The following is a 20862-nucleotide window of genomic DNA, read 5'->3' as shown; positions in this document are numbered from 1 at the left end:
AGGAGAGCCGGATGAGTGGACGCGTCTTCCGCCGGGCCCTGGTGACCGGCGGAGCCGGATTCGTGGGATCGCACCTGTGCAGGCGGCTGCTTGCCACAGGTGCCGATGTCGTATGCCTCGACAACCTGGCCACCGGCTCCCGCGCCAACGTGGCGGACCTGCAGCAACACGACGGTTTCCGCTTCGTGCGGGCCGACGCCACCGATCCCGCGGCCTGGCGCACGCTGCCCGGCCGTTTCGACCTGGTCCTGCACTTCGCCTGCCCGGCCTCGCCCGCCGACTATCTGCGGCTGCCGCTGGAGACCCTCGCCGTCGGCAGTGACGGCACCCGGCACACGCTGGAGCGCGCCCGCCGCGACGACGCCCGCCTCGTCCTCGCCTCCACCTCCGAGGTGTACGGCGATCCGCTGGAGCATCCGCAGACGGAGTGGTACTGGGGCAACGTCAATCCGGTCGGCCCGCGCAGCGTCTACGACGAGTCCAAGCGCTTCGGCGAGGCCCTGGTCACCGCCCACCGGGGGGTGCACGGCACCGACGCGGCCATCGTCCGCATCTTCAACACCTACGGCCCGCGCATGCGCGGCGGCGACGGCCGCGCCGTGCCCACGTTCATCGCCCAGGCCCTGGACGGGGCACCGCTGACCGTCGCCGGCGACGGCAGTCAGACGCGCTCGCTGTGCTACGTCGACGACACGGTCGACGGCATCCTCGCCCTGGCGGCCTCCGACGAGCCGGGGCCCGTGAACATCGGCGGCGCCGAGGAGATCACGATGCTCGAACTCGCCCGCCGCATCGTCGATCTCGCCGGTTCGGCCTCCCGTATCCGGTTCGTCGAACGCCCGGTCGACGATCCCGCCCGGCGCCGGCCCGACACCCGCCTCGCGCGGGAACGGCTCGGCTGGCAGCAGCGGGTCGACTGGAACGCGGGCCTGGCCCGCACGATCGACTGGTTCACCCGGTCCGTGGCCGCCTGACCCGAGCATTCTTCGACCTTGGCAGTCAGCAGGCGTACCCGCTCCAGGGTTTGTGACTCTGCGCGCCTGAATGACTTCTTACGGTCAAAATCTGCGGCTATTTGTACCGAGTTGTCTCCAAGTGTTTGAGACAGCCGCGGCGGCGGCACTCGCGAAGCCGGAAGCGTGAACCCAGAAGCCTCCGGGATGGAGCGACCCCTCATGCGCATCCTTGGTATCAACGCCCTGTTCCATGACCCGGCCGCCGCGCTGCTGGTGGACGGCCGGACGGTCGCCGCGGCGGAGGAGGAGCGTTTCAGCCGTCGCAAGCACGGCAAGCGGCCGGTGCCGTTCTCGGCGTGGGAGCTGCCGGAGCTGTCGGCCCGCTGGTGTCTGGAGCGGGCCGGCGTGCGGGCGGAGGAGCTGGACGCGGTCGCCTACTCCTTCGATCCGAAGCTGGCCCGGCCCGCGGGGGAGATGGGGCTGGACGATCCGTGGGATCCGCTGCGGCTGGAGTACGCGCGGCGGGCTCCGGAGTTTCTGGCGGAGGCGCTGCCGGGGCTGGATGCGGAGCGGGTGGTGTTCGTGCCGCATCACGTGGCGCACGCCGCCTCCGCCGCGCCTGCTTCGCCGCATCCGGACAGTGCGGTGCTGGTGCTGGACGGGCGGGGTGAGGCGGCCTCGCATCTGGCGGGCCGGTACCGGGAGGGCAAGCTGGATGTGCTGGCGGCGCAGGCGCTGCCCGATTCGCTGGGGCTGCTGTATGAGGAGCTCACCGAGCATCTCGGCTTCCTGCGCAGCAGCGACGAGTACAAGGTGATGGCGCTCGCCTCCTACGGCACGCCGCGTTTCCTGCCGCAGCTGCGGCAGGACGTGCATGCCACCGGCGGCGGCGGTTTCCGCGCGCACGGCGTGGACTGGGCGGCCCCCTGGCCCCGCCCCGCGCCCCGGGCGAGGACTGGACCCAGGTCCATGCCGATCTGGCGGCCAGTGCCCAGGCGGTGCTGGAGGAGGTGCTGCTGGAGCTGGTGCACTGGCTGCACCGGGAGGCCGGGGGTGAGGCGCTGGCGATGGCGGGCGGGGTGGCCCTGAACTGTGTCGCCAACTCGAAGATCGCCGCGCGGGGCCCGTACCGGCACGTGTGGGTGCAGCCCGCCGCCGGGGACGCCGGGACCGCGCTGGGCGGCGCCCTGCACGTGGCCGGGCAGGACGAGCGGCCGCTGCCCATGCCGGGCGCGGACCTCGGGCGGAGCTGGAGCGACGAGGAGCTGCGGGTCTGGCTGGAGGAGGCCGCGGTGCCGTTCGAGCGGCCCGACGACGTGGCCGAGGCGGTGGCCGAGGAGCTGGCGCGGGACGGGGTGGTGGCGTGGTTCCAGGGGCGGAGTGAGTTCGGGCCGCGGGCTCTTGGGCACCGGTCGTTGCTGGCGCATCCGGGGCGGGCGGAGAACCTGGAGCGGCTGAATCGGGTCAAGGGCCGAGAGGAGTTCCGGCCGGTGGCGCCGATAGTGTTGGCGGAGCGGGCCGGTGAGCTGTTCGCGGGGCCGTTGCCGAGCCCGTACATGCTGTTCGTGCACGAGGTGGCGGGGGAGTGGCGTGAGCGGATTCCGGCCGTGGTGCACGTGGACGGGACAGCGCGGATCCAGACGGTGGAGGAGCGGCGGGAGCCGCTGGTGGCGCGGATGCTGCGGGCCTTCGAGCGGCAAACCGGGCTGCCCGTGGTGGTCAACACCAGCCTGAACACCGCGGGTCGGCCGATGGTCGACGATCCGCGGGACGCGCTGGAGTGCTTCGGTTCCGCGCCGGTGGACCTGCTGGCGATCGGGCCGTACGTGGTGCGTCGGGGGCGCCGGGGGGAGGCGTTCGGATGACCGGCCCGAACGGTGCGACCGGCCCGAACGGTGCGACCCGCACCCACACCGCCTACGCCGTGGTGGTTCCGACGCTGGTGCGGGACACGCTGGCCGACTGCCTGGCCGCGCTGGTCGCCGCGACCGGCCCGAAGCCGGACGAGATCGTCCTGGTCGACGACCGGCCCGACCCCGACCCCGATCCCGGGCGGTGGGAGCACCCGCTGAGCGTCCTGGGCGACCTGCGCGAGCGCACGATCGTGGTGACGAGCGGCGGACGCGGACCCGCCGCCGCCCGCAACACCGGTCTGCGCGCCGTCACTTCGCCCTGGGTGGCCTTCCTCGACGACGACGTCCAGGTCGGCCCGCACTGGTGCGATCAGCTGGTCGAGGACCTTGCCGACACGAGCCCCGACACCGCCGGCGTGCAGGGCGTGATCGCCGTGCCGCTGCCCGGCGAGCGGCGCCCCACCGACTGGGAACGGGGCACCGCCGGTCTCGCGCAGGCCCGCTGGATCACCGCCGACATGGCCTACCGCACCGACGCGCTGAAGCAGGTCGGCGGCTTCGACGAGCGCTTCCGGCGGGCCTTCCGCGAGGACGCCGACCTCGCCCTGCGGGTCCTCGACGCGGGCTGGCGCATCCGGCAGGGCCGCCGCACCACCCGCCACCCCGTGCGCCCCGCCGACCGCTGGGTGTCCCTGCGTGCCCAGCGCGGCAACGCCGACGACGCCCTGATGCGGCATCTGCACGGGCCCGACTGGTGGCAGAAGGCCATCGCCCCCCGCGGCCGGCTGCGCAGGCACCTCGCGCTCACCGCGGCCGGTGCCGCCGCGTGCGGGCTCGCGGTCGCCGGACACCGCCGGGCCGCCGCGACGGCCGCACTGGGCTGGGCCGTCGGCACCGGTGAGTTCGCCCGGGCGCGCATCGTGGCCGGGCCGCGCACCCGCTACGAGGTGACCACCATGCTCGTGACCAGTGCGCTGATCCCGCCCGCGGCGACCTGGCACTGGCTGAACGGCCTGTGGCGGCACCGGCACGCCCCCGCCTGGCGGGAGGTGGCGCCATGACCCGCGTCAACGCCGTGCTGTTCGACCGCGACGGCACCCTCGTCCACGACGTGCCCTACAACGGCGACCCCGACCGCGTCCGCCCCGTCGAGGGCGCCCGCGAGGCACTCGGCCTGCTGCGCTCGCGCGGCATCCGCACCGGTGTCGTCACCAACCAGTCCGGCATCGCGCGCGGACTGATCACCAACGCCGACGTCCGCCGCGTCAACCATCGCGTCGACGAACTCCTCGGCCCCTTCGACGTGTGGGGCGTGTGCCCGCACGGCCCCGACGACGGCTGCCACTGCCGCAAACCCGAACCGGGCCTCATCCTGTGGGCGGCCGGACGCCTGTGCACGGCCCCCTCGGACTGCGTGGTGATCGGCGACATCGGCGGCGACGTCGAGGCCGCACGCCGGGCCGGCGCCCACGGCATCCTCGTCCCCACCCCGCAGACCCGCCCGGAGGAGACGGCAGCCGCGGACCATGTGGCCCCCGACGTCCTGACCGCCGTCCGGGCCGTGCTGAACGGACCGCCGACGGGCCGGGTCCTGGCCGACGAACGGCCCATCGAGGCCGCCTACGACATGGGTGGGTGGGGGCGGTGAAGGCTCTGGTGGCGCGGTTGGACAGTTTCGGTGATGTGCTGCTTGCTGGGCCGGCGGTTCGTGCGGTGGCGGCCCGGGCGGACTCGGTGACCATGTTGTGCGGGCCGCGGGGTGCTGCGGCGGCCCGGTTGCTGCCGGGGGTGGACGACATCCTGGTGTGGGATGCGCCGTGGGTGGGGCTGGAGCCTGCGCCGGTGGGGCGTGGGGAGGTCGAGCAGCTCATCGACATGATCGACGCGGATGCGGCGTTGATCCTGACGTCGTTTCATTAGTGTCCGCTGCCGACGGCGTTGTTGTTGCGTCTGGTGGAGGCGGTGCGGGGTTTTCTGGCTGATCCGTTGGCTGCCCGTTCGGTGGGTGAGGGGGCGCGGGCGGCGGTGCTGGCCCGGTACGGGTTGTCGCGTTTCCTGGATGACTGGGAGCGGTTGCTGAAGGAGGTGGTGGCCTGATGAGGATTGCCATGGTGTCCGAGCATGCCAGTCCGCTGGCCGCGCTGGGTGGTGTCGATGCCGGTGGCCAGAACGTGTATGTGGCCCGCCTCTCGGAGGAGTTGGCCCGGCGTGGGCATGACGTGACGGTCTACACCCGCCGCGATGGCACGCGTCTGCCGGACCGGGTGGGGCTGCCCGGGGGTGCGGTGGTCGAGCATGTGCCGGCCGGGCCGCCCGAGGCCGTGCCCAAGGACGACCTGTTCCCGCACATGCCGGCGTTCGGCGCCTACCTCGCACATGCCTTCCCCCGTGAGCGGCCCGACGTGGTGCATGCCCATTTCTGGATGTCCGGCATGGCCGCCCGGATCGGTGCCCGGCCCCGCGGTATTCCGGTGGTGCAGACGTTTCATGCGCTGGGCACGGTCAAGCGGCGTCATCAGGGCCACGAGGACACCAGTCCGGCCGAGCGGGTGGGTATCGAGCGGCAGATCGGCCGGGGCTGCGACCGGGTCCTGGCGACCTGCACCGACGAGGTGCTCGAACTGGCCGACCTGGGCGTACCGAGGCGACAGGTGTCCGTGGTGCCGTGCGGGGTGGACGTGGGTCAGTTCTGGCCCGGGGTGCCGACCGTCGGTACCCCGGCACGGCGGCAGCGGCACCGGCTGCTGTCCTGTGGCCGGCTGGTCCGCCGTAAGGGCTACGACCAGGCGGTCCGGGCCCTCACCCGGCTCCCCGACACCGAACTCCTGATCGCGGGCGGGCCTCCGCCCGGCCTGCTGGACGCCGAACCGGAGGCGCGGCGACTGCTGCGTCTGGCCGAGCGGTCCGGCGTGGCCGACCGGGTGCGGCTGCTCGGTGCCGTGGACCCGGCCCGGATGCCCGCGCTGATCGGCAGCGCGGACCTCGTGCTGTGCACGCCGACGTACGAGCCGTTCGGCATCGTGCCGTTGGAGGCGATGGCGTGTGCCGTCCCCGTCGTGGCCACCGACGTCGGCGGCCACCGGGACACCGTCTCCGACGGGGTGACGGGGCGACTGGTACCGGTGGGCGATCTCGGGGCGACAGCCGAGGCGGTCCGTGACGTGCTCGCCGGTGAACGGCTGCGCCGCGCCATGGGCACGGCCGGTCGCCAAGCCGCTCTCGCCCGCTACACCTGGCAGCGCGTCGCGGACGGCGTCGAAGAGGTCTACCAACGCGTCACGGCACGTGACGAGATCCGGTCGGAGGTGGCGTGATGAGTACGGAGGTCTCCCCGGTCGCCGCGCACTGCGAGCCGGTGAACCCGCTGGCCGACCGCGTCCGCGTGCTCAGCGCCCTCGCCTGCGTCGACGCCGTCGCCGTGTTCGACGAGGACACCCCCGAGCGGCTGCTGGCCGACCTCCGCCCGCAGGTCTGGGTGAAGGGCGGCGACTACGCCGGCGCCGACCTGCCCGAGGCCGCGCTGCTGGAGGAGTGGGGCGGCCAGGCGGTGCTGCTGCCGTACCTGGTCGGCCGTTCCTCGACCGCGCTGGTGGCACGGGTGCGGGAAGGGGCCCGCTGAGCGGTGTGCGAGCGCCTGCGTCGGACGGCGTGCCGACCGCTGCCCAGGGGCGTAGCGTCCTCCTAGGGGCGAGTCCGGGTACGTCCGGCGTGCGGGTGCCGCACCCCGAGGGGAGCGGAGGGCCGCCCCCCGGCCGGCCGCGAATCTCCCCGCGATGCTGGAGGTGCCTCGTGACCAGCGCGGGTGATCCGGCCGCCGACAACGGCGAGTTGGATGCCGTGTTCGCGGAGACGGTGCGCCGGACCGGCGCGTCCATCGGCGCGCTGTACCTGCTCGCGCTGGACGAGCAACTGTTGTGGCTGGACGTGCTGTGCGGGGCCCCGGCCGAGTTCGCCGAGCCGTGGGCGAGGGTACCGGTGGCCGCTCCGGCACCGGTGGCCGTCGCGGTCCGCGAGGACCGGATGGTGTGGGTGGGCAGCCAGGACGAGATGGCCCGCTCCTATCCGCGCACCGCGATGGTGCTGCCCTACCCGTTGGCGTTGGTCGCCGCGCCGGTCACCGGCATCCGCCGGAGGGGCGTGCTGCTGCTGATGTGGCCGGCCACCCGGCCGCCCTACATGACCGGCCGGGAGCGGGGACACATCGCCTCCCGCTGCCGCCGCCTGGCCCGGCTGCTGGAGGAGGCCGTCGGGCGCGACAGGCCCCCGGCCGACGGCGAGGGGCCCCGCGTCGTCCCCACCGGGACCGGCCGCCGGTCCGCGAGCCCGGCGATGGCCGCCGCCGACTTCGTGGAGCGTCTGCCCGGCGGAAGCTGCGCCCTGGATCTCGAGGGGCACTTCACCTACCTCAGCTCCGGCGCCTGCGACCTGCTGGGATGCGAGGCCGGTGGACTGCTGGGCACCCTGCCGTGGCAGTCCCTGCGCTGGCTCGACGACCCCACCTACGAGGACCGCTACCGTGCCGCGGTGCTCAGCCGCGAGCCCGTCTCGTTCACCGCGTGCTGCCCACCGGACCAGTGGCTCGACTTCCATCTCTACCCGGACGCCAGCGGCATCAGCGTCCGTATCGTGCCCAGCGGTGCACAGCCCCCGCCCTCGCCGGCGTCCGCCCGGTCCCCGCACACCGTCACACCGTCCCGCGCGGGCCGGCTCTACCAGCTCACCCACCTGGCGGCCGCGCTGACCGAGGTCGTCGGCGTCCAGGACGTCATCGATCTGGTCGCCGACCAGATCATGCCCGCCTTCGGAGCCCAGGGCCTGGTCCTGTCCACCGCCGACGCCGGCCGGCTGCGGATCACCGGATACCGCGGCTACGCCGCCCACACCATCGAGCGTCTCGACGGCCTGCCCCTCGACACCGACCTCACACCGGCCGGGCATGCCCTCAGCAGCGGCATCCCCTCATTCTTCGCCGACCCGGAGGAGATGCGGCGCATCTACCCCGAGGCACCGCTGATCAGCGGCAAGCAGGCCTGGGCCTTCCTGCCGCTGATCATCTCCAGCCGGCCCGTCGGCTGCTGCGTCCTGTCCTACGACCGTCCCCACACGTTCCCGGCCGAGGAACGCGCCGTCCTGACGTCGCTCGCCGGGCTCGTCGCGCAGGCCCTCGACCGGGCCCGCCTCTACGACACCAAGCACGAGCTCGCCCACGGCCTCCAGCAGGCACTGCTCCCGCGCACCCTTCCCCACGTCTCCGGCCTGCGGGTCGCCGCCCGCTACCTGCCCGCGACCCGGGGCATGGACATCGGCGGAGACTTCTACGACCTGATCCGGCTCGGCGACACCGCTGCCGCGGCCGTCATCGGCGACGTCCAGGGGCACAACGTCGCCGCCGCCGCCCTGATGGGCCAGGTCCGCACCGGCGTCTACGCCCATGCCTCCCTCGGCACACCCCCGGACCAGGTCCTCACCAGAACCAACCGGCTCCTCACCGACCTCGCCCCCGACCTCTTCACGAGCTGCCTCTACGCCCACCTCGACTTCGCCCGCCGACGCGTGACCCTGGCCAGTGCCGGCCACCCGCCACCCCTTCTGCGCCTCCCCGACGGCGACACCCGCCCCGTCGACGTCCCGCCCTGACCGCTCCTGGGGATCGACCCCGACGCTGCCTTCCCCCTCACCGAGATCCCGCTCACCCCGGGTCTGATGCTCGCCTTCTACACCGACGGCCTCATCGAGACCCCGGGCGTCGACCTCGACGACTCCATCGCCCACCTCGCCCACCATCTCGCCCACGCCGACGACCGGGACCTGGACCTGCTCATCGACGACCTGCTGAGGAAGGCTCGGGCGACCGGGCAGCGCACCGACGACGTCGCACTCCTCGTGCTGCAGTACGAATCGGACCGCTGACGCGGAGGCGACTCGGCGGTCCCGGGTACCCGTCCAGAGCTACAGAGCTACAGAGCTGGAGAGCCGAGGAGGTACGGGATGGGACTGCGAAACCACGTGGTGGTGGTGACCGGAGCGTCCAGCGGGATCGGACGGGCCACGGCCGAGGCGTTCGCGCGCAAGGGCTGCGCCGTGGTGCTGGCCGCGCGCCGCGAGGAGGCACTGGAGGCGACCGCCAAAGAGTGCGGGAAGCATCGGGGAGCACGGACGCTGGTCGTGCCGACCGACACCACGGACGCGGGGGCGGTCGAGAACCTGGCACGGCGAGCGGTGGAGGAGTTCGGCCGGATCGACGTCTGGGTCAACAACGCGGCCGTCAACGCCTTCGGCCGTTTCGAGGACGTGCCGCTGGAGGACTTCCGCAAGGTCCTGGACGTCAATGTGATGGGCTACGTGCACGGGGCGCGAGCGGCCCTGCGGGTGATGCGGGAGCAGGGCACGGGCACGCTGATCAACATCTCGTCCATCGCGGGCGCCATCGCCCAGCCCTACTGCCACCCGTACAGCATGTCCAAGTACGCCGTCCAAGGACTCGGATCGAGCCTGAGGCAGCAGCTGCGGGTGGAGGGGGTGAAGGGCATCCATGTGTGCACGGTGATGCCCGCGACCATCGACACCCCGCACTTCGAGCAGGCGGCCAACTACACCGGGCGCAAGGTGATCGCCGTGCCGCCGGTCTACAGCCCCGAGCGGGTCGCCCGGGCGGTCGTGGACCTCGTACGCCACCCGCACCGCGAAGTGGTGGTCGGCCCGGCGGGCCGCGCGCTGGTGCGCCAGGCCCGCATGGCACCGGGGCTCGCGGAGCGGGCGATGGCCCGGGAGGCGGACAAGAGCCATCTGTCCCACGACGAGAGTGCCCCGGCCACGCACGGCGTGCTGCACGTCCCTGCCCCCGGAGAGGGCGCCGTGCACGGCGGCTGGCACGGGCGGCGGCGCACCGCGATGCGCAGGACGGCCGTCGCCGCCGCGCTCGCGGGAGCGGCCGTGACCGCAGGGCGCCGGGTGAGCCGTAGCCAGTAGGGGCCAGTAGGGGCCAGTAGGGCGCCGGAACGGCACCTGGCCGGGAGCGGGTTGCCGAGCGGTCCGTTGTACGGTCCGCTCGGCAACCGTCGTCCTCAGCCGCCCTGCTCCCTCACGGTCGCGTCAAGGGCGGCCGCCACCACGTCGGGGTCGTCGGGTGCCGACCGGTCGGCACCCAGGCGTTCCCTGAGATCCCGGCCGGAGACCACCGGCAGCGCGCCGCGACAGCGGTCCGAGTCCAGCTCCGGCGCCGGGACCACCTCGGCCCGGCCGCGGAGCAGCACCAGCACGGCGTCGTCCTCACGGTTGAGCAGTTCGCGGACATGATCGCCGGCGATCATCGGATCCCGTCCCTTCTCCCGGTCTCTTCTCCGTGGCGTCCGTACTGTCAGCTCGCCGCCCGCTCGGAGCGACGAGCCGAGGCCGGTACCCGGACCCCCTCGATCACGAATCCGCTGCGTACGCGGGCCGGTATGCGGTTCAGCGGAATCCTCGGATCCTGTTCGGGCACGTCGTACACCAGCCGGGCCAGCCGCGGCACGAGGGTGCTCAGCAGCGCGATCGTGACGTCCTCACCGGGGCAGCGGTGACCGGTGGCACGCTTGCCACCGCCCTGCGGAACGAGTTCGTCGCGCTGGGGCGGCCGGTCCAGGAAGCGCCGCGGTTCGAAGGTGTACGGATCGTTCCAGAGGTCGGACGTCCGGAGGCGGCGACGCCGTACTGCTTGACGCGAACCATGGCGTGGCGGGTACCCCGCGCCTCGAGCCGCGGAGCGTCGTGCTCCGGTCGAGCCGGGAACGCGGCAGGGAACCCGGCCGGAGGGTTCGGTCGGAGGGTTCGGTCGGCGGGCGACAGGGGTACTCGGGGTTCTCCACAAACCGGCCGGAACTTCCCGGAGGTGATGGGAGTGACAACCTCGCCCAGGTCGTCGATGGAAACCCATCCCGACATCGTCGCCATGCGCAACCGTCATGAGATGGCGGAGCGCGCCACCAGCACACCCGCGGCACAGGCCATCGAATCACTGGCCTTCCTCACCGGCGTGTACCTGGCGGCCTCCCCGTGGATCGCGGGGTTCAGCAACCTGAGCGCGCTCGCGGTCAACAACCTCGTTGTCGGCATCGCCTACGCGCTGTTGATGAGCGGAGGCTTCGGCCGCGCCTATGAGCGGACTCACGGCATGGCCTGGGCCGCCTGCGCACTGGGTGCGTGGACCGTGGTCGCACCCTGGGTCGTATCAGGTGACGTCAGCACCACCAGGACCGTCGTGAACAACGTCATCATCGGAGCCATCGGCTTCCTGCTGGGTCTGGCCGCCAGCGCCATGGCCAACGAGAGGCGGTCCTCGCGGGCCGGACGCGGTACGTCCGCTCCATAGACCGCGGCTGAGGCGTACCGTCTCGTCTGCCGCCTTCCTCCGTCTCCCTCCCTCTGACCCTTCCTCTGCCCCTGCCCGGACCGGCTGCCCCGGTCCGGGCAGGGGCGCGTTCGGCACGAAACGAATAAAGAAACGCTTGCGTTTCTATCGGCATGGCCGTAATTTACGGGTACGAAACCGTTTCGTATCGACGAGGGGCCGGACCATGCCAAGCAGCAGCAGCGCGCAGGCCTCGTGATGACGGCCTCCCCGATGTTCCTGGCCCTCGCCCTCTCCCTGGTCTCCGCGATCTGCTACGCCGCGGCCGCCGTGGTCCAGGAGCGGACCGCCGCGGGTACGGCGGATCTGCGCGGCGCGCTCGCCCGCGGCTCCTGGTGGTGGTCCGTCGTTCTCAACGGCACCGGCGCGCTGTTGCACGTGGTCGCCCTGCGGTACGGGCCGCTGACCCTGGTGCAGCCGCTCGGTGCGCTGAGTCTCGTGGTGGCGGTGCCCCTGGGGGCGCTGATCGCCCGCCGCCAGACCTCGGGCACGCAGTGGCGCGGCATGGCCCTCACCCTCGCCGGGCTGATCACCCTGCTGACCGTCACCGCCTCCGGTGGCGCGCCGGACGACTCGCTGCGGACCGGCCAGGTTCTCGTGGTCGCGGTCGCCGCCGTCGGCGTCATCGCGGTGCTGGTCTCCTTCGCCACGGGCCGCACCGCCCGGGCCGGTCTCGCGTTCGCGGCGGCCTCCGGCATCGCCTCCGGGGCCGGGTCCACGCTGGCACAGAAGCTGGCGGTCGGGGCGACGCCGTCCTGGAGTGCGGCGCTGGTGGTGGTCCTGACCGCCGGGTTCGCCGTCGCCGGCGTGCTGCTCGCCCAGAAGGCGTACCGCAGCGGCCTCGGCGGCCCGCTCGCGCTGCTCACCCTCGTCAACCCCCTCACCGCGTCCGCCGTCGGCATCGGCCTGCTCGGCGAAGGTTTCCAGTACGGCGGGACCGGCATCCTGCTCGCTCTCGCCGGTGCCGCGGCGGCCGGCCGTGGCGTGATCCTGCTGAGCCGCCCCCAGTCCGGTCAGGACGCTCTTCCCGCCCACCTCAAGGGTGGCGTCGACCGGCCGCGCGCTCCTCGCCGGACGACAGTCCGGGCCGTCGCGCCTGGCCTGCGGCCCGCCCGCCTGTTCCGTTCCACGCTGCCGTCCGCGCTGCCGTCCGCGCTGGCGTCCCCCGGACGGATGGGCGCGGTCACCACCGACATCACCGGCATGAGCCGGGCACTCTGAGAAACGAGACGGAGACCATGACCATGACCACTGCGGCTGTGACCACTCTTGAAGGCGCCCTTCGGACGAGCGTGCGCGCGGCGGGACTGGTGGATGTGCCCGCCGTGGTGCGCCTGTTCGTCCCGCCCCCGCCCCCGCCTCTGCCCTCGGTCCCGGGCAACTCCGCGATGGACTGGGAGCAGGCGCAGCGTGCGATGCGGCTGATGCTGGCCCACTACGCGCTCGAAGAGGGCCAGGTGTGGGTGGCCGAGCGTGCGGACGGCCGGCTTCTCGCGGCCGGCATCTGGCTGCCGCCGGACACCGAGACCGAGCCCCCCGACACGCGGTTCAGCGGCCTTCTCTCCCGTGAGCTCGCCAACGGCCCGCAGGACCGCCCCGTCCTTCGCAGAGCACCGTGACGCGCTGGACCGCGTTGTTGCCGAAGCCGCCGCGGTTCCAGGGCTGGGTGACCGGCTGGGTGTCGCCCGCGGCATCCGTGGCGCGGGCGGTCAGGACGTGGGTGCCGGGGACGGCCGTCCAGGGCGTGCGCCAGTGGCGCCAGGACCAGGAGTGGCGGTCCGCCGGGGCGAGTTCCGCCTCGTGCCAGGTGTGGCCGTCGTCCGTGCTGACCTCGACCTTCGTCACGGGAGCGCGGCCCGACCAGGCGCGGCCCTCCAGATGCAGCGGGCCGGGGCGTACGACCCTGGTGCGGGACATGAAGTCCGGGAAGCCGGGCGGGATCATCAGCGCCCGGGGCGCGATCCGGGTGACCGGGGTGCCCATCTCGTCGGGGGACTGGCGGTAGCGGTACGCCACCGTCTGCTGGAAGCCGGTGAACGGCGTGTCGGTGAGGGTGATGTCGCGCAGCCACTTCACATGGGCCATGCCGTACCAACCGGGGACCACCAGACGCACGGGGTGCCCATGCTGCGGGGGGAGCGGGGCGCCGTTCATCTCGTACGCGACCAGTACTTCCGGGTCGGTGGCCATGGCGTCGGTGAGGGGCAGGCTGCGCTCGTAGTCCTGCTCCACGCCGCGCTCCACGCCGTGGTCGGCTCCCGTGAAGACCGCTTCTACAGCGTCCGTTTCCACGCCGGCCTCGGTGAGCAGGGTCCGCAGCGGTACGCCGGTCCAGTCGGCGGTGCCGACCGCCTCGACCAGCCAGGGCTGGCTCACGGGGCGCGGGGTGAGCCGGGCCCGGCCGTTGCCCGCGCACTCCATGGTCACCCGGTGGGTGACGGCCGGGAAGGAGCGGAGGGCCGCAAGGTCCAGGGCTAGGGGCACACGGATCCGGCCGCGTACGGTCAGCGTCCACGCGGAGGCGTCGAGGACCGGCATGTCGTAGTGGGTCAGGATGTAGTGCAGCCCGGGGGGTGTGACGTCGTAGCGCAGGGCCTCCAGGGGAAGGCCGTGGTTGCGGGCCGCGAGGGCGAGTTCCTCGTGGCTGATGCCCTCGTCGGGGTGGGCGACGCGCCCCGGCGTGCTGATGTCATCCAGTGATCGGGGTGGATCCACCTGCTCCGTGCGACTGTCCATGGCTCCATCGTGCTCCCGGCAGCCGACCAGGACACCCCCTCAGCCGCCGGGGCGGCTTGCCACATCGGCGCCGCACCTCAATGCGCACCTTTGCTCTCGCTTCATCGTCACCGTGTGCCGTGTGCCGTGTGCCGTGTGCCGTGATGACTGTGACAAGCCTGATTGGGCTCATGATGCGGGCATGACTGATCCCGAGCTCCTTCCGGAAGCCGCCGTCCTCGGCCGTCTGGGCCACGAGAAGAACGTCTGGCTGTGCACCGTCCGCCCGAACGGCTCTCCTCATGTGACGCCGGTCTGGTTCGTCTTTCTTCAGGGCAGCTGGTGGATCGGTGCGGACAGCGGTTCGATCAAGGTCCGTAACGTCGAGAAGTGTCCGCGGGTCTCCCTGGCGTTGGAGGACGGTCGATTTCCCGTCGTGGCCGAAGGAAACGCGGTGCTGCATCGTGGGCCGTACCCGGAGGAGATCACGGACGCCTTCGCCCTGAAGTACGACGGATGGGATGTCTCCGCCCCGCACAGGCCGGGCGGAGACCGTGTTCTCGTCGAGGTTGCCGTACAGCGCTGGCTGCTGACCGGTACGGCTCAGTGATCGTCGGTGCCCGACAGACCTAGTCCTGGGTCGGCTTCTTCCTGCCCACCAGCAGCAGGGCCGCACCGCCGATCACCACGAGGGCGATGGCTGTGCCGGCGATCATCGGGGTGGCGTTGGAGCTGCCGGTCTCGGCGAGGTTCACATCGCCGGCGGTGCCGCCGACCGTCGCCGGGCTCGGCTCGCTCAGGGTCTGGGTCGCGTCACCGCCGGCCTCGCTGCCCTCGGTCCGGCAGTCCAGGACGCCGTTGAAGCGCTGCGCGAGGCCGCCCGGGCCCGTGATCGTGAAGTCGTACGCCTGGTCCTCCTGGAGCGAGATCGTCACCGTCCGGGACTCGCCCGCCGGGATGCCGTGCTCGATGCCCATGAGCTCGAAGGTGAACGCCGCGTCGCCCACGTTGGCCGCGGTGATGTCCAGGCCGCCGCCCTCGGCGCAGTTCTTCGCCGAGGACAGTGCGGGTATGGCGCCCTGCTCCGCCCAATTCGTGCTCGCCGTCGCCGAGACCGTCGACTCGCTGGAGCCCGCCAGGATCTGTGTCTGGCTGCGGCTCTCGGAGGTGAAGGCGCTGCCGACGGGCACGGTGGTCGACGCCTGCACGGTCAGTTCGGCCGAGCCGTCCGCCGCGTCCTCGGGAACGTCGATGAACAGCTGGCTGCCGTTCACCGCGGAGTTGATGACCTTGCCGTCCTTGCCGACGATCCGCACCCCGCTGGTGGCGGCGTCCGCCGGTGGCGTCACCGTCACGCCGGCCGCGTTGGTGTGCACCGTGACCGGGCCGAGCAGCTCACCGGGGTGACCGGAGACCGCGGGCGGGTCGAGCGTCAGGGACGCCGCCGGCTCCGCCACGTTCCGGGCGCTCTTCTCCAGGTGGTCCGCGAGCCTCTCGGCCTGCGGGTCGACGGCGTCGACGGCAACGTCGTCCGAGTAGCGCCAGATGGCCACCTGGGTGCCGGCCGCCGCGTCCTCCTCGCTGAGGCCGCCTCGTACCCCTGCCGCCGCCGCGAGCGCCGCGAGGTCGTTGACCTGCGGATAGGAGTTCTGCAGGATCCAACGGATCTTGCCGGCGTTCTTGTTGGCGCCGAGTGAGGTGCCGCTCCACGGGGTCTCGTGGTACTTGGCGTCCCGCTGCGTGGGGTTGTGCAGGTCGACGCAGTAGGTCTGCAGGGTGCCGCCGCCCTCGACGGACATCTCGAACAGGCCCGCCGACACCGTCAGGTCCCCGGCGGCGTCGTGTATGACGGCGTCGCCGTACGTCTTCAGGCCACCTATGGTGGCGGTCGCCCCGCTCTGGTTCTGCGACGTCTCGTCGGCGGACGCCGGGCCCGCGCCGGTCAGCACACCGGCGGCGAGGAGCCCGGACACCAACGTGGCGGCGGCGAGGCGGGCCACGCCTCGCCCGCGCACCGACAGCGCGGAGAACGAAGAAAACACAGAATTCCCCTTCGAGCAGGACCCGTTGACGTGGGGGCGCGGTCCCACCAGCAGAAACAGAAACCCCGAGAGCTACGCTCGGCATCCTAGGTACCTGGCGCACCGCGCTTCCCGGGGATGCTGTCGGTCAATCGATCCGACTCGGAATCGTTATCGCCAAGACCTCTTCCGAGCAGGGCTTATCGACAAATCCACAGGGATCGTTCGGTGCGCATTCGCCGATAAGCCGCAGTTCGGTCAGACTTCGGCGGGTGACCGCGGATGGCTGACGTCACGTCACCGCGGCTGGTTCCGGCTGCCGTTGGGTGTCCGGCTCCGCGGGCGGTGTCTCCCAGCTGGGCTCGGGCTGCGCCGGGGCGCCGACGGCCCCCGTCTCCGGCTTGGACGTGCGCCGGAAGGCCGCGGTGCCGCGCGCGAGATCGTGGCCGATGGCCAGCGCGTCGATGTCGGCCGACGTCCAGCTCTGCCCCTCGCGTACGTCCGAGCGGACCTTCAGCCTGCCCTGCACGACGACGGGGTCGCCCACGTCGAGCGACGCCGTCACATTGGTGGCGAGCTGCCGGTTGGCCCACACCGTGAAGAAGTTGGTGTGGCCGTCGGTCCACACACTCTTCTCGCGGTCCCAGTACCGCGAGGTCACCGCCAGCCGGAAGCGCGCCGACGCCCCCGACGCCAGCTCCCGGAACACCGGCCGCGTCGCCACGTTGCCCACCGCGCAGATGACCGTCTCGTTCATCTCGAACCCCTCCCTCACCCGGCTGTTCACGCCGGTCGGATACGCCTACGGGCCCGTCCCGTACGGCTGCGTCTGCCGCGGCGACCGCGTCCGTCGCGATCGCCGTGCAGCCAGACTGCCTCTGTCGGGCCGAGCCCGCTGAGCGCTGTGGACCATCCTCAGGCTGTGGAAAACTCCGCCACCCGAACGAGGGACCCGCCGCCCGAGATGCCCCGGACACCCCGAACTCCCCCGGGATCAGGCACCCGAGCCGGGGTCACCGTGCCGCGGCCACCCCCATCACCCGCCCGTACTGCTCCCGAACCTCCCGGTACCGCAGCAGTTCCGCGGCCACCGGATCCAGCACCCGTGCCCGCCCGCACCCGGCGGACGCCTCTCTGAGCCGCCGCTCCGCCTCCAGGCCGTACCGCCGCGCGGGCCCCCGTGCCGCCATCCGGCAGCTCCACTCGACCAACGGGCCGCCGACGATGCCCGCCACCATCAGCAGCACCGGCACGCCCAGGTTCGGCGACATGAACCCGATGATCTGCCCCAACAGCCACAGCCCGCCGATGACCTGAAGGATCGTCATGGACGCCTGGGCGAACACGGCCGCCGGCCACCAGCCCGGCCGCGGCGGCCGCCCCGGCGGCAGTCCCGTCCGCGCCGCCAGCTCGTCCAGCGCCTCGGGCAGCCCCTGCGCACCGCGTACGGCGGCCTCGCGCACCGCCTGCCCCCAGGGCGCGGGCAGCCCGGCCGACGCCCGGTCGGCCAGCGTCCGTACGGCCTGCTCGACCCGCTGGCGGGCCGTGGCCTCCTCGTCGGCCTGGGCGAGCAACGGCAGCCGCCCCGTGGACGGTTCGAACCGGTCCTGGTACCACCGCCACAGCCGCAGCCAGGGCGTCCCGCACGCGCGGTTGGCGTTGCGCAGCCACGCGCGCTCGGCCGCCTCCCCCGCCGCGGTGGCGCCCACCGCCTCCGCGAGCCGGGCGGCGAACTCGTCGCGCGCCTGCTCGCTCAGCCCGGTCCGCCGTCCGGTCACGTAGACGGGCCGTAGGTGCCATCCGGCGGCGTCCACGTCGGCCGCGATGCGCCGGGCCGCGGCCCCCCGCTCCGTCACGAACTGACCGAGGGCCTCCCGCAGTTCACCGATGCCCTCCCCGGTGAGCGCGGACAGCGCGAGCACGGTCGCGCCGGGTTCGCCGTACTCGCCGAGCGCGATCCCGTCCTCGTCGAGCAGCCGCCGCAGATCGTCCAAGACCTGCTCGGTGGCCTCCCCGGGCAGCCGGTCGATCTGGTTGAGGACGACGAACATGACCTCCGCGTGCCCCGCCATGGGCCGCAGATAGCGCTCATGAAGGATGGCGTCGGCGTACTTCTCCGGATCGACGACCCAGATCACCGCGTCGACGAGCGCCAGCACCCGGTCCACCTGCTCGCGGTGCTGTACGGCGGCCGAGTCGTGATCGGGCAGGTCGACCAGGACGAGCCCGCGCAGCTGCGCCTCCGCCTCGGCGCTCTGCACCGGGCGCCGCCGCAGCCGTCCCGGGATGCCGAGCCGGTCGATGAGGGTGGCCGCGCCGTCGCTCCAACTGCACGCGATGGGCGAGGCGGTGGTGGGCCGCCGTACGCCCGTCTCCGAGATGGTCACTCCGGCGAGCGCGTTGAACAACTGCGACTTGCCGCTGCCGGTCGCGCCCGCGATGGCGACGACGGTGTGCTGCCCTGACAGCCGCCGCCGCGCGGCCGCCTCGTCGAGGACCCGGCCGGCCTCCGCGAGGGTTCTGCTGTCGAGCCGCGTGCGGGAGAGCCCGACCAGTTCACGCAGCGCTTCGAGCCGCGAGCGCAGCGCTCCGTCGTACGCCAGCTGGGGCACGGGCTGCGGAGTGGACGGCCGGGTCTCCACGACGGAGACGTACTGCGCGGCGGTCTCCTCGGTGACCCTTCGCGCGATGAGTCCGTCGTCCCAGGGCCTGTCGGAGTCCGTACGACCGGACGCGCCCGTACGGCTTGAGGAGTCGTCGTCGTCCTTCACGCGTGCGTGCCGGTCGCCGGAGGGGCCTCCCTCGGGCTCCTCGGGTTGGCTGGATTCCTCTGGCGCCGCTTGGTCGGCGGGCTCGTCCTCCGTGGCCCCGCCGTCCGAATCGGCCTCTTCAGGGCGTTCGTTCGCGGAGGCGCCCTCTTCGGAGACGGTATTTTCCGGACGCTCCTCCTGAGAACCCGCGCCGCCCGCGTCACCCGCATCGTCCGCATGCTCGGTGTGGTCAGCGTGATCCAAGTGGTTGGTGTGTTCTGTGTGCTCGGTGTGATCCGTGTGGTCCTGGTCTGTGACGGCGGTCACCGGTCACCTCTCCTTCTGCAGTACCGACAGCGCGGCGATGAGTTCGGCCTGCGGTTCGGGGTGGACGTCGAGGGCGTCGAGCGGGGCGAGGCGGCGCTCGCGTTCGGTGTGCATGATGCGGTCGAGGTGGTCGGTGAGCAGCCGGCCGCCGCGGTCGCGCAGCCGCAGCGCGCCGTGCGCGCCGATCCGCTCGGCGAGTCCCTCGCCCGCCGACCGTGCCCGGCGGCCGCCCAGCAGCACGGTGGCGACGAGGGCCGCGACGACCTCGGGGTCGGGCGCCACGCTCCGGTCGAGAGCGGTCACCTCCTCCTCGGCGTACTCCTCGAGCTCCCGCCGCCACCGCCGTACGGCCAGTCCGATGCGGTGCTTGGCGCTCTCCGAGGAAGGGCCACGGTCGGTCAGCTCCGGGGCCCCGGCGGCCGGTTCGCGCCGCCAGGCGTCGTCGACACGTTCGTCGGCGGCGGTGACGGCGCACAGCAGGAGGGCGCCCAGGCTCTCCACGAGGGCGTCGAGGAGCTCCTCGGCGGTGCAGTCGAGCGGGAAGGCCCGCCAGCGCTTCAGGGCGTCGCCGGCGAGCACGGCACCCGCCTGCAGCCGGCCTCGTACGCGCGCGTGCTCGCTGTCGTACGCCCCGTCGACGGCGGCGGTGAGCCGCAGTGCGGCCGCGTACTGCGCGGCGGCGGCGCTCGCCAGTTCGGGCATCCGGGCCTTGAGCGAGTCGAGGACGCCGTACGCGGTACGGGCCAGCGTGTGCTGCCGGGCGGCCTGGTCCTGCGCCTGATGCAGGAGCCAGGTCCGCAGCGGCGCCACGGCGGTGCCCGGCAGGAGCCCGCCGCCCCACGCCGACTCGGGCAGCTCCGGCACGGTGAAGCGGGGTACGTCGCCCAGTCCGGCCTTGGTGAGCAGCGCCCCGTACTGGCGCGAGACCTCGGAGACGACCTGGTGGGGCACCCGGTCGAGGACGGTGACCAGGGTGGCGTTGTACTCCTTGGCGGTGCGCAGCAGGTGCCAGGGCACGGCGTCGGCGTACCGGGCCGCCGTCGTGACCATGACCCAGATGTCGGCCGCGCAGATCAGTTCGGAGGCGAGGACGCGGTTGTCGGCGACGAGGGAGTCGACGTCGGGCGCGTCCAGGAGGGCGAGGCCGGGCGGGAGGGTGTCGGCGGTCTCGATGCGCAGCACGCGCGCGGGGTTCTCGCCGGGCAACAGGAGTTCGTCCGCCGGTTCCTGGTGGGGTACCCATACGCGCGTGAGGTCGGGCAGCACCCGCATCCCGCTGAACCAGTGATGATCCTCCGGATGGCAGACCAGCACGGGCGTCCGGGTGGTCGGCCGCAGGACGCCCGCCTCGCTGACCCGTCGCCCCACGAGCGAGTTGACGAGTGTCGACTTCCCGGCCCCCGTGGAGCCCCCGATGACGGCCAGCAGGGGTGCTTCGGGTTCCCTCAACCGGGGCACCAGATAGTCGTCGAGCTGGGCGAGCAGTTCGTCGCGGTTGGCACGCGCGCGTGGAGCCCCCGCCAGGGGCAGCGGGAAGCGTGCGGCGGCGACACGGTCGCGCAGGGCGGAGAGTGCGTCGAGCAGCTGAGGCCGTACGTCCAAGGTCACCACATGCGAAGAATGCCCAATTTTAGGGGAATTCTGAAGCATATGAGCATGTCTGCGCGCCGACAGAACACAAGGGATGGAAGGGACGACTGGGACGCGGTCACAGTCCAGGCATAACGAGTGCACAACACCCGATGCGCAAGTAGCCAAAAGCGATGCACGATTCGTACCTGCCTGCGATTATCAGGACCGCTTCACCGAACCTCCACATCGAGCCACGGAGGCGAAGCAACAGGGACGAGGACG

The 20862-nt window shown here is 72.5% G+C and carries 16 protein-coding genes and 5 pseudogenes; 14 read left to right on the top strand and 7 right to left on the bottom strand.

Going from position 1 to position 20862, the window contains the following annotated elements; translation table 11 throughout:
- The first annotated feature begins 11 nt into the window (after nt 1-11).
- The 10 genes and pseudogenes from QFZ76_RS19545 (at nt 12) to QFZ76_RS19500 (ending at nt 9778) form a co-directional block, all read left to right on the top strand.
- Nucleotides 12-974 (top strand): NAD-dependent epimerase/dehydratase family protein, encoded by a 963-nt coding sequence (locus QFZ76_RS19545; protein WP_307674943.1) that lies wholly within the window; start codon nt 12-14, stop codon nt 972-974.
- A gap of 201 nt (nt 975-1175) precedes the next feature.
- Nucleotides 1176-2821, top strand: a pseudogene (locus QFZ76_RS19540) (carbamoyltransferase).
- Nucleotides 2818-3870 carry a glycosyltransferase family 2 protein gene (locus QFZ76_RS19535; protein ID WP_307674942.1) on the top strand — a complete coding sequence of 351 codons (1053 nt, stop codon included), beginning with the start codon at nt 2818-2820 and terminating at the stop codon, nt 3868-3870. The pseudogene QFZ76_RS19540 and the gene QFZ76_RS19535 overlap by 4 nt, the downstream one beginning before the upstream one ends.
- On the top strand, nt 3867-4457 hold the full coding sequence (locus tag QFZ76_RS19530) for an HAD-IIIA family hydrolase (protein ID WP_307674941.1): 591 nt from the start codon (nt 3867-3869) through the stop codon (nt 4455-4457). The genes QFZ76_RS19535 and QFZ76_RS19530 overlap by 4 nt, the downstream gene beginning before the upstream one ends.
- Nucleotides 4454-4726 (top strand): annotated as a pseudogene (locus tag QFZ76_RS19525) (glycosyltransferase family 9 protein); the annotation flags it as partial. The gene QFZ76_RS19530 and the pseudogene QFZ76_RS19525, both read left to right, overlap by 4 nt.
- Before the next feature lie 33 nt (nt 4727-4759).
- Nucleotides 4760-4906: pseudogene (locus QFZ76_RS19520) on the top strand (glycosyltransferase family 1 protein); the annotation flags it as partial.
- Nucleotides 4906-6123 carry a glycosyltransferase gene (locus tag QFZ76_RS19515; RefSeq protein ID WP_307674940.1) on the top strand — a complete coding sequence of 406 codons (1218 nt, stop codon included), beginning with the start codon at nt 4906-4908 and terminating at the stop codon, nt 6121-6123. The pseudogene QFZ76_RS19520 and the gene QFZ76_RS19515, both read left to right, overlap by 1 nt.
- Complete coding sequence (locus QFZ76_RS19510; protein WP_373464323.1) at nt 6120-6428, top strand: hypothetical protein; 309 nt, start codon at nt 6120-6122, stop codon at nt 6426-6428. The genes QFZ76_RS19515 and QFZ76_RS19510 overlap by 4 nt, the downstream gene beginning before the upstream one ends.
- A 170-nt stretch (nt 6429-6598) precedes the next feature.
- A pseudogene (locus QFZ76_RS19505) lies at nt 6599-8719 on the top strand (SpoIIE family protein phosphatase).
- A gap of 78 nt (nt 8720-8797) precedes the next feature.
- On the top strand, nt 8798-9778 hold the full coding sequence (locus QFZ76_RS19500; protein ID WP_307674939.1) for an SDR family oxidoreductase: 981 nt from the start codon (nt 8798-8800) through the stop codon (nt 9776-9778).
- 95 nt (nt 9779-9873) lie between these two features.
- On the opposite strand, the gene QFZ76_RS19495 is transcribed toward QFZ76_RS19500, so the two are convergent.
- Nucleotides 9874-10119, bottom strand: a complete 246-nt coding sequence (locus QFZ76_RS19495) for a hypothetical protein (protein WP_307674938.1) — start codon at nt 10117-10119, stop codon at nt 9874-9876.
- Nucleotides 10120-10166: 47 nt separating this feature from the next.
- Nucleotides 10167-10472 (bottom strand): annotated as a pseudogene (locus QFZ76_RS19490) (cytochrome P450); the annotation flags it as partial.
- Nucleotides 10473-10709: 237 nt separating this feature from the next.
- On the opposite strand from QFZ76_RS19490, the gene QFZ76_RS19485 reads away from it, so the two are divergent.
- From QFZ76_RS19485 to QFZ76_RS19475, 3 genes are all read left to right on the top strand, one after another.
- Nucleotides 10710-11156 (top strand): SPW repeat protein, encoded by a 447-nt coding sequence (locus tag QFZ76_RS19485; RefSeq protein ID WP_307674937.1) that lies wholly within the window; start codon nt 10710-10712, stop codon nt 11154-11156.
- 237 nt (nt 11157-11393) lie between these two features.
- The gene (locus QFZ76_RS19480; RefSeq protein WP_307674936.1) at nt 11394-12416 is read left to right on the top strand and encodes a DMT family transporter; all 1023 of its coding nucleotides are present in this window, start codon (nt 11394-11396) and stop codon (nt 12414-12416) included.
- A 23-nt stretch (nt 12417-12439) separates the two neighbouring features.
- Entirely contained in the window at nt 12440-12814 is a 375-nt protein-coding gene (locus QFZ76_RS19475; RefSeq protein ID WP_307674935.1) for a hypothetical protein, read from the top strand.
- Here the strand turns inward: QFZ76_RS19475 and QFZ76_RS19470 are convergent.
- A complete protein-coding gene (locus QFZ76_RS19470) occupies nt 12744-13931 on the bottom strand; it encodes a sulfite oxidase (RefSeq protein WP_307674934.1) in 1188 nt (395 codons plus the stop codon). The two genes, QFZ76_RS19475 and QFZ76_RS19470, sit on opposite strands and share 71 nt — an antisense overlap.
- A 181-nt stretch (nt 13932-14112) precedes the next feature.
- Between QFZ76_RS19470 and QFZ76_RS19465 the strand changes: the two genes are divergently transcribed.
- The gene (locus tag QFZ76_RS19465; RefSeq protein WP_307674933.1) at nt 14113-14520 is read left to right on the top strand and encodes a pyridoxamine 5'-phosphate oxidase family protein; all 408 of its coding nucleotides are present in this window, start codon (nt 14113-14115) and stop codon (nt 14518-14520) included.
- Nucleotides 14521-14539: 19 nt separating this feature from the next.
- On the opposite strand, the gene QFZ76_RS19460 is transcribed toward QFZ76_RS19465, so the two are convergent.
- From QFZ76_RS19460 to QFZ76_RS19445, 4 genes are all read right to left on the bottom strand, one after another.
- Nucleotides 14540-15952, bottom strand: coding sequence for a Cys-Gln thioester bond-forming surface protein (locus QFZ76_RS19460; RefSeq protein ID WP_307674932.1), 1413 nt, complete (start codon nt 15950-15952; stop codon nt 14540-14542).
- A 271-nt stretch (nt 15953-16223) separates the two neighbouring features.
- Nucleotides 16224-16688, bottom strand: coding sequence for a single-stranded DNA-binding protein (locus QFZ76_RS19455; protein ID WP_307674931.1), 465 nt, complete (start codon nt 16686-16688; stop codon nt 16224-16226).
- Nucleotides 16689-16944: 256 nt separating this feature from the next.
- Nucleotides 16945-19008: a YfjP family GTPase gene (locus QFZ76_RS19450; protein ID WP_307674930.1), complete on the bottom strand. Its 2064-nt coding sequence runs from the start codon at nt 19006-19008 to the stop codon at nt 16945-16947.
- 3 nt (nt 19009-19011) lie between these two features.
- A complete protein-coding gene (locus QFZ76_RS19445) occupies nt 19012-20619 on the bottom strand; it encodes a dynamin family protein (protein WP_307674929.1) in 1608 nt (535 codons plus the stop codon).
- Nucleotides 20620-20862: the final 243 nt, after the last annotated feature.

It is taken from the genome of Streptomyces sp. V4I2 (assembly GCF_030817655.1).
Lineage (GTDB): Bacteria > Actinomycetota > Actinomycetes > Streptomycetales > Streptomycetaceae > Streptomyces > Streptomyces plumbiresistens.
The sequence above is the reverse complement of the archived record's forward strand: the minus strand, read 5'-3'. Positions and strand labels throughout refer to the sequence as shown.

Bases quoted from the DNA above. Each gene is read 5' to 3' on its own strand.
- QFZ76_RS19500 (WP_307674939.1), top strand. From the start codon at position 8,798: ATGGGACTGCGAAACCACGTGGTGGTGGTGACCGGAGCGTCCAGCGGG.
- QFZ76_RS19495 (WP_307674938.1), bottom strand. From the start codon at position 10,119: ATGATCGCCGGCGATCATGTCCGCGAACTGCTCAACCGTGAGGACGAC.
- QFZ76_RS19515 (WP_307674940.1), top strand. From the start codon at position 4,906: ATGAGGATTGCCATGGTGTCCGAGCATGCCAGTCCGCTGGCCGCGCTG.
- QFZ76_RS19455 (WP_307674931.1), bottom strand. From the start codon at position 16,688: ATGAACGAGACGGTCATCTGCGCGGTGGGCAACGTGGCGACGCGGCCG.
- QFZ76_RS19465 (WP_307674933.1), top strand. From the start codon at position 14,113: ATGACTGATCCCGAGCTCCTTCCGGAAGCCGCCGTCCTCGGCCGTCTG.
- QFZ76_RS19485 (WP_307674937.1), top strand. From the start codon at position 10,710: ATGGAAACCCATCCCGACATCGTCGCCATGCGCAACCGTCATGAGATG.
- QFZ76_RS19480 (WP_307674936.1), top strand. From the start codon at position 11,394: ATGACGGCCTCCCCGATGTTCCTGGCCCTCGCCCTCTCCCTGGTCTCC.
- QFZ76_RS19475 (WP_307674935.1), top strand. From the start codon at position 12,440: ATGACCACTGCGGCTGTGACCACTCTTGAAGGCGCCCTTCGGACGAGC.
- QFZ76_RS19535 (WP_307674942.1), top strand. From the start codon at position 2,818: ATGACCGGCCCGAACGGTGCGACCGGCCCGAACGGTGCGACCCGCACC.
- QFZ76_RS19545 (WP_307674943.1), top strand. From the start codon at position 12: ATGAGTGGACGCGTCTTCCGCCGGGCCCTGGTGACCGGCGGAGCCGGA.
- QFZ76_RS19470 (WP_307674934.1), bottom strand. From the start codon at position 13,931: ATGGACAGTCGCACGGAGCAGGTGGATCCACCCCGATCACTGGATGAC.
- QFZ76_RS19530 (WP_307674941.1), top strand. From the start codon at position 3,867: ATGACCCGCGTCAACGCCGTGCTGTTCGACCGCGACGGCACCCTCGTC.